The organism is Oceanivirga salmonicida, from assembly GCF_001517915.1.
GTDB lineage: Bacteria > Fusobacteriota > Fusobacteriia > Fusobacteriales > Leptotrichiaceae > Oceanivirga > Oceanivirga salmonicida.
Genome location: NZ_LOQI01000070.1, coordinates 1 through 8,020, shown reverse-complemented (window position 1 = coordinate 8,020; position 8,020 = coordinate 1). Strand labels below are relative to the sequence as shown.

The following is an 8,020-nucleotide window of genomic DNA, read 5'->3' as shown; positions in this document are numbered from 1 at the left end:
TTAGTTTTAGTACCTTTAACACCAGAAATTCTATAACTTTCAATAACTCTTAAATATTGTTTGTTTCCAACTTTTTGAACATAGTAACGCATAATTAACCAACACCTTTCTATATGTGTGTATTATACCACATTGTATCACATTTGTCAACGAATTTCTTGACAAAAAAAGGCATTATTTTCAAATGCTTTGAAATGAATTTATTTAATTACAAGTGTCAAATTTAGGTATTATTCATTGAAATTAATATTTAATCTTTTAAAAATTTATATTACAATGAAAATATGAAAATATTCTTAATTTTAATAATGATATTAGTAGAAAATTAAAATAAAAATGTTATGTATGCTAGAAAAAATATAGTAAAATATGCTATAATATGGGTAGTAAAAATTTATTGATACAAGGAGAAATAATAAATGAATTATATATATATTTTATTGACTTATTTAATAGGGTCAATACCATTTTCTTTAATTTTTGGTAAAATATTTAAAAAAATGGATTTAAGAGAATATGGAAGTGGTAATGTAGGTTCTACTAATGCAGCAAGAGTATTAGGTTATAAAATAGGAATTTTAACACTTATTATGGATGTTTCAAAAGGACTTATACCAACATATATCGCAAGTAAATATGATACTAATTTAGCAATATTAATTGGATTAGCAGCAATATTAGGGCATTCATACTCAGTTTATTTAAAATTTAATGGTGGGAAAGCAGTAGCAACTAGTTTAGGTGTTTTTTTAGCATTATCACCACTTAATGTGTTATATGCTTTTATAGTATTTATAGTAATATTATTTGTAACAGGTTATGTTTCTGTTGCTTCAATGATATCAGCATGTTCAATATCAATTTTTATGATATTAACTAATGAAAGTCAAAATTATGTTTATTTTGGAATATTTATAGCATTATTGATAGTATACAGACATAAATCAAATATAATAAATTTAATAAACAAAGAAGAAGCTAACTTTTTTGATAAAGTTAATAAAAGGTAGGAGAAATATGAATATATTAATAGTAGGCGGAGGAAGTTTTGGAACAGCATTAAGTATAATGCTATCCGAAAAAAAACATAATATAAAATTATATGAACATAATGAAAAATATAGAGATTTATTGAAAAATGATAGAGAAAATAAAACTTTTTTAAAAGGTAAAAAATTAAATGAAAATATAGAAATAATTGATGATTATAATGAATATGTAAATAATGTAGATATTATATTATTAGCAACACCAACTCAATTTATAAGAAATTTATTACATAATATGACTTTAACAAAAAAGGATCAAATTATTGTTAATGTTGCTAAGGGCTTAGAAATAAATACTTTAAAAAGAATATCAGAAATAGTAGATGAAGAAATTGGAACTGTAACAAAAAATTATGTTTTATTGGCAGGACCTACTCATGCAGAAGAAATTGCAAATAAAAAGCCTTCTGCTATATTAGCGGTTTCAAATAATGAAGATACTGCTAAAATTGTTCAAAGTACATTTAGTACAGAATATGTTAGAGTTTATACAGGAAATGACCTTATAGGTTCTGAATTGGCAGGAGCATTGAAAAATTGTGTAGCCATAGCTGCTGGAATAGTAGATGGTTTAGAATATGGAGATAATACAAAAGCTGCTCTTATGACAAGAGGATTTAATGAAATGGTACTAATTGGTAAATATTTTGGTGCTGATTTAAAGACTTTTACAGGATTAAGCGGATTTGGAGATTTGGTAGTAACTTGTACAAGTCAATACAGTAGAAATAGATATTTAGGTGAATGTATTGGAAAAGGAATGAAAATAGAAGACATAATAAAAGAGATGAAAATGATTTCAGAAGGAGCAACAACTATTAAAGCTTTAAAAGATATTATTGAAAATAATAATTTAAGAGCTCCTATATTTGTTGAGCTGTATAATATATTGTATGAAAATCAACCAATTGATACCATAACTAAAATTTTTATGAGTAGAGATTTGATATCAGAATTTTAGGAGTAATGTATGAATAGTAATAACGAAACTAACCTTATATCTTTATACTTATCTGATTTAAGAAAACATGATTTATTGACACCTGATGAAGAATATAATTTGCTAAGAAGAATAAGAGATGATAATGATGAAGAAGCAAAAACTAAATTAGTATTATCAAATTTAAGATTAGTAATTTCAGTAGCAAAAAAATCTTTAGGTAATGGTTTAACTTTAATTGATTTGATAAGTGAAGGTAATATAGGTTTATTAAGAGCGATAGAAAAATTTGATATAGATAAGGGACATAGATTTAGTACATATGCTGTTTGGTGGATAAGACAATCTATAAAAAAATCTATAATAAATACTGGAAGAGACATTAGAATACCTTCATATAAGCATGAGCAATTAGCTAAGGTAAATAAAATAATTTTGAAATATTCAAGAGAATATGGAGAAAATCCTGATGTAGAATATATAGCGAAAAAAATGAATTTGAAACCTTCAAAAGTAACTTTATTAATTAATGAATTTCAAGAAGTTATTTCATATAATGATGTTATAGGAGATAATATATTTTTAGAAGATATTATAGGTAAATGCGATGATATAGAAGAAAATATCATAAAACAAGAACAACTTGATGAAATGAATGAGTTATTTAATAGAATTTTAAATGAAAGAGAAAGAGAAATACTAGAACTTAGATTTGGTATGAACAATAGTAAAACCCATACATTAAAAGAAATTGGGGAAAAATTAAATATAACTCGTGAAAGAGTAAGACAAATTGAAAAAAAAGCAGTTGAAAAACTAAAAGGTGAATTTGAAGAATTCAAAAAAATATATTAATTAATATGGGAGGAAAAATGTTAAGTATTAGGGTAAAAACCAAAGATTTTTTAAGAGCTATAAAAATAGTTGAAAATGCAATTGAAGATGACAAAACTGACAGTAAAAACACAGGTATTTATATAGAAACTATTGAAAATAAATTATTATTTAAAGGTATAGGGTTTAATCTATTTATTAAATGTGAGTGTCCTGCAACTATTACTAGTGAAGGAAACATAATTATAAAATACAAACTTATAGAAGAATTTTTAAGAAAAATAGATGAAGAAGAAGTTGAAATAAAAGAATTTGATACTAGTGTAAATATTATCGCTAAAGGAAGTAATGCAAGTTACAATTTAATTAAATATCAAAAACCAGTTGAATTATCTATGTTACATGGTGTTGAATATTTATTCGATAAAAAAGAATTATCAGACTCTATTGAAAGTACGATATTTGCGGCATCTACTGATATATCTAAATTAACAATAAATTGTTTAAAATTTGATATAGAAGAAAATATACTTAAAGTTGTTTCAACTGATTCATTTAGAATGATGTACAGAGAAATAGATATTTTAGAAAATAAAACTAATGAAAATATAAGTGTAAATATACCTTTAAAAACTTCACAAGGGCTTTTAAAAATATTTAAAGAAACAGATGCAGATAAGGTATTGCTAAAATCAGATGGAACTAAGGTATTATTTGAGCTAGATGATATACAAATAATAACAAAAGTTATTGAATTACAATTCCCAGATTATACAAATATTTTGAAAAATGTTAAAACAGATAAAATTATAAAACTTAGTAAAAATTTACTACAAAAGAAATTAGACTTAGTTTATTTATTTGTTAAAGATAAAAAAGAAAGAAAAGATGTTGCTGAATTTTTATTTGGCAAAAATGAATTAGAAATAATAGGATTTAATGATACGGCTAAAACAGAACAAAAAATTACGATTTCAAAAGATTCTGATGAAAGTTTAAAAATATATTTAAATGTCAAATTTATACTGGAATATTTAAATACAATTAAGAAAAGCGAAATATTAGAAATAAAATTATCTAATGAAATATCTGCAATCTTATTAAAAGAAGATGATGAAAATAATAATGACATATATTTAACTATGCCATTAAAAGTATAAATTATACGACTATTAGTAGTCGTATTTTTTCAAAATATAAATAAAAATAAATAGAAATAGGAGTGAAAAATTATGAAAGTTATTAGGGAAGGTCTTACTTTTGATGATGTTCTTTTAGTGCCACAAGCTTCAAATGTTATACCAAGTGAAGTTAGTCTTAAAACAAATTTAACAAAAAAATTAGTTTTGAATATTCCAATATTGAGTGCTGCAATGGATACAGTTACTGAATCTGAATTAGCAATAGCTCTTGCTCGTGAGGGTGGTATAGGATTTATACATAAAAATATGACTATTGAGCGTCAGGCAGAAGAAGTTAGTAAGGTAAAAAGATCTGAAAGTGGTATGATAACTAACCCTATTACTCTTAATGAAAATTCTTATTTATACGATGCTGTTAAAATTATGAAAAATTATAAAATATCAGGTTTACCTGTAATAAATGAAAAAAGAGAACTACTTGGTATTATAACTAATAGAGATTTGAAATATAGAGAAGATTTAAACCAAAGAGTAGTAGATATAATGACAAAAGAAAATTTAATAACTGCATCTGTTGGTATTACTTTTGAGAAAGCAAAACAAATATTACTTGAAAACAGAATTGAAAAATTGCCAATAGTTGAAGGAAAAATTTTAAAAGGTTTAATTACTATTAAAGATATAGATAATGTATTAAATTATCCTAATGCGTGTAAAGATAGTAAAGGGAGACTTAAAGTTGGTGCAGCAGTTGGAATTGGTACTGATACTGTAAAAAGAGTAGCAGCACTAGTTAAAGCAGGAGTTGATATAATAACTGTTGATTCAGCGCATGGACATTCTATTGGTGTTATTAATAAAGTGAAAGAAATTAGAGAAAATTTTCCTGATTTAGATTTAATAGGTGGAAATATTGTTACTAAACAAGCAGCTATTGATTTAATAAATGCTGGTGTAAATGCTGTTAAAGTTGGTGTAGGACCAGGTTCTATTTGTACAACAAGAGTAGTATCTGGTGTAGGTGTACCACAATTAACAGCAATCATGGATGTTGCCCAGTATTGTAATGAAAAAGGGATTGGTGTCATTGCAGATGGTGGTATAAAGTTATCGGGAGATATAGTTAAAGCAATAGGGGCAGGAGCAGATTGCGTTATGTTAGGTTCATTACTTGCTGGTACAAATGAAGCGCCAGGAGAAGAAATAATATATAACGGTAGAAGTTTTAAAACTTATGTTGGTATGGGTTCATTAGTTGCAATGAAAAGAGGTTCAAAAGATAGATATTTCCAATTAGAATCAGCAACTGATAAATTAGTACCAGAAGGTATAGAATCTATGATACCAACAAAAGGTAAATTAAAAGATACAGTATTTCAACTATGTGGAGGTTTAAGATCTGGTATGGGTTATTGTGGAGCAAAAGATATAGAAACTTTAAAAACAAATTCAGAATTTATTAGAATAACTAATGCTGGTTTAAAAGAATCACACCCACATGATGTTTTAATAACAAAAGAAGCACCAAATTATAGTGTTCAAAAATAAAGGAGAAAAATGAGAGATAAAATTTTAATAATAGATTATGGTTCACAATATAGCCAATTAATTGCTAGAAGAATAAGAGAATTAGAAGTATATTGTGAAATAATAGCAGATATAAATGTTGATAATATTGGTAATGAAGTTAAAGGAATAATATTCTCAGGGGGACCTGCTTCTGTTTATGAAAAAGATGCACCAACTATTGATAAAAGAATTTTTGAACTAGGTATACCTATATTAGGTATATGTTATGGTATGCAATTAATAACTCATTTAACTGGTGGTAAAGTTGAAAAATCCGATAAAAGAGAATTTGGACCAGCAGAACTAGAAATTTTAGAAGATAGTTTACTATTTTCAAATATAGAAAAAAAATCAAAGGTTTGGATGAGTCATGGTGATCATATAACAAAAATGGGAAATGGATTTAGAAAAATTGCTGGAACTTCTTCATCAAATGCTGCAATTACTAATGATAAAGGTGTATATGCATTACAGTTTCATCCAGAAGTAAATCATACTGAGTATGGTATACAAATGATTTCAAACTTTATTTTTAAAATATGTAAAATAGAAAAAAACTGGGTAATGTCAGATTTTATTGAAGAAAAAATAAATGAAATTAGAAATATAACTAATGGTGAAAAAGTATTATTAGGATTATCGGGTGGAGTTGATTCATCGGTTGCTGCTGCTTTAATAAATAAAGCAATAGGTGATAAATTAGTATGTGTTTTTGTTGATACTGGTTTACTTAGAAAAAATGAAGCAATAAAAGTAAAAAAACAATATGAAGAATTAAACAATATTAACATTGTTTATGTAGATGCTAAAAAAAGATTTTTAGAAAAATTAAAGGGTATAAAAGATCCTGAAACTAAGAGAAAAATTATAGGAAAAGAATTTATTGAAGTCTTTAATGAACAAGCCAAAAAATTAAAAGAAGTTAAATCAATTAAGTTTTTGGCACAAGGAACTATTTACCCTGATGTTATAGAGTCAGTTTCAGTAAAAGGACCATCACATACTATAAAATCTCATCATAATGTTGGTGGATTACCAGATGATTTAAAGTTTGAAATAGTAGAGCCACTAAAAGAGCTATTTAAGGACGAAGTTAGAAGATTAGGCATAAAGTTAGGCTTATCTAATGAAATTGTCATGAGACACCCTTTCCCTGGTCCAGGACTTGGTATAAGAGTAGTAGAAGAAGTAACAGAAGAGAAAGTTAAATTATTACAAGAAGCTGATGATATATTTATAGAAGAGTTAAGAGCACATGGATTATATGATAAAGTAAGTCAAGCATTTGTAACATTACTTCCAGTAAAAACAGTTGGAGTTATGGGAGACGTTAGAACTTATGAATATATGGCTGCAATTAGGTCTGTAAATACTATAGATTTTATGACGGCCACTTGGTCTAAACTACCATATGAGTTTTTAGAAAAAGTTTCAAATAGAATAGTAAATGAAGTTAGAGGAATAAATAGAGTAGTGTACGATATTAGCAGTAAGCCTGCTAGTACTATTGAGTATGAATAGATATTAAAAATAAATTAAAATACACTATGTATTAAAAAAAAAGAAGAAGTAAAAATCTATGAAAATAGTTTTTCTTTTGAAAAAAGTTAAACAATAAAAACATAATTTCAAAGAGTTAAAATAAGTTAATTTAGCATAATGAAACTAAATCGATAAATTAAATAAAATTCAAAGTATTAATGTGTAAATATAATTAAAATAAAAATTAGATATTGTTAATTATATTAAGTTTGGAGAAAATAATGTTTGTAAAAGAATTATATATTAAAAATTATAAAAAATTTTTTAATCAAAATATATATTTTGGGGAATATAATAGGAATAAATTCGAAATTAATATATTTAAAGATATGAAAATAACTGCTTTTATTGGTTTAAATGGTTCTGGAAAAACAACAATATTAAGCTTAATAGTAATGATTTTTAGATATATTGAAAGATATCAAGATAGAATACCTACAGATTTTATTTTAAAATATTCTATTAATGATAGTGAAGTAATAATAAGTAAGGTTGAAAAGGTTATTTTTATTGAGATCAATAAAATTAAGTATATTCTTTTAGGAATGGAGAGAAAAAATGGAAGAAATATATATCCAGAGAATGAATATAGTAAAAAATTTAATTATCCTCGAATTATTTTTGACGATATAAGAAAGTATATTCCCAAATTTGTAATAGTATCTGGTTTTGATGAAGAGTATATGATTGAATATAATCAAAATTTAATATGTGATAAATTTGTTAAATTTTATTCAAATTTATATAATCTAAATATCTTTCATTTTCAATTTTTACAGCATTACCATCATAATGAAAATCTAAATAATTCTCAAAATCAATATCAAAAAAAGTAAATATTTCTTTAATTTCATAAGAAGAAAAATATTTCATAAAAAATCTATATATTCCTAATGAAAAATCCATTCCAAATGCTGATTTATAATATAAATTTGAATAAAATT

Annotated in this window: 7 protein-coding genes; all 7 read left to right on the top strand. The window is 25.0% G+C overall.

Annotation, left to right across the window (positions count from 1 at the left end):
* Positions 1-419: 419 nt before the first annotated feature.
* The 7 genes from plsY (at position 420) to AWT72_RS07385 (ending at position 7,912) form a co-directional block, all read left to right on the top strand.
* Positions 420-1,010, top strand: coding sequence for a glycerol-3-phosphate 1-O-acyltransferase PlsY (gene plsY / locus AWT72_RS07415; RefSeq protein WP_067143118.1), 591 nt, complete (start codon positions 420-422; stop codon positions 1,008-1,010).
* A 7-nt stretch (positions 1,011-1,017) separates the two neighbouring features.
* Positions 1,018-2,010: an NAD(P)H-dependent glycerol-3-phosphate dehydrogenase gene (locus AWT72_RS07410; RefSeq protein WP_067143115.1), complete on the top strand. Its 993-nt coding sequence runs from the start codon at positions 1,018-1,020 to the stop codon at positions 2,008-2,010.
* A 9-nt stretch (positions 2,011-2,019) separates the two neighbouring features.
* Positions 2,020-2,844 (top strand): sigma-70 family RNA polymerase sigma factor, encoded by an 825-nt coding sequence (locus tag AWT72_RS07405; protein WP_067143112.1) that lies wholly within the window; start codon positions 2,020-2,022, stop codon positions 2,842-2,844.
* Between the two features lie 17 nt (positions 2,845-2,861).
* Positions 2,862-3,983 (top strand): DNA polymerase III subunit beta, encoded by a 1,122-nt coding sequence (gene dnaN / locus AWT72_RS07400; RefSeq protein WP_067143110.1) that lies wholly within the window; start codon positions 2,862-2,864, stop codon positions 3,981-3,983.
* Between the two features lie 72 nt (positions 3,984-4,055).
* Positions 4,056-5,513: an IMP dehydrogenase gene (guaB, locus tag AWT72_RS07395; RefSeq protein ID WP_082680588.1), complete on the top strand. Its 1,458-nt coding sequence runs from the start codon at positions 4,056-4,058 to the stop codon at positions 5,511-5,513.
* A 9-nt stretch (positions 5,514-5,522) separates the two neighbouring features.
* Positions 5,523-7,055, top strand: a complete 1,533-nt coding sequence (guaA, locus tag AWT72_RS07390; RefSeq protein WP_067143104.1) for a glutamine-hydrolyzing GMP synthase — start codon at positions 5,523-5,525, stop codon at positions 7,053-7,055.
* A 242-nt stretch (positions 7,056-7,297) separates the two neighbouring features.
* On the top strand, positions 7,298-7,912 hold the full coding sequence (locus tag AWT72_RS07385; RefSeq protein ID WP_067143101.1) for an AAA family ATPase: 615 nt from the start codon (positions 7,298-7,300) through the stop codon (positions 7,910-7,912).
* The last annotated feature ends 108 nt before the right edge of the window (positions 7,913-8,020 follow it).

Excerpts from the sequence above, each read along its gene's own strand:
- AWT72_RS07410 (WP_067143115.1), top strand. The coding sequence starts at position 1,018 with ATGAATATATTAATAGTAGGCGGAGGAAGTTTTGGAACAGCATTAAGT.
- guaB (WP_082680588.1), top strand. The coding sequence starts at position 4,056 with ATGAAAGTTATTAGGGAAGGTCTTACTTTTGATGATGTTCTTTTAGTG.
- plsY (WP_067143118.1), top strand. The coding sequence starts at position 420 with ATGAATTATATATATATTTTATTGACTTATTTAATAGGGTCAATACCA.
- AWT72_RS07405 (WP_067143112.1), top strand. The coding sequence starts at position 2,020 with ATGAATAGTAATAACGAAACTAACCTTATATCTTTATACTTATCTGAT.
- AWT72_RS07385 (WP_067143101.1), top strand. The coding sequence starts at position 7,298 with ATGTTTGTAAAAGAATTATATATTAAAAATTATAAAAAATTTTTTAAT.
- guaA (WP_067143104.1), top strand. The coding sequence starts at position 5,523 with ATGAGAGATAAAATTTTAATAATAGATTATGGTTCACAATATAGCCAA.
- dnaN (WP_067143110.1), top strand. The coding sequence starts at position 2,862 with ATGTTAAGTATTAGGGTAAAAACCAAAGATTTTTTAAGAGCTATAAAA.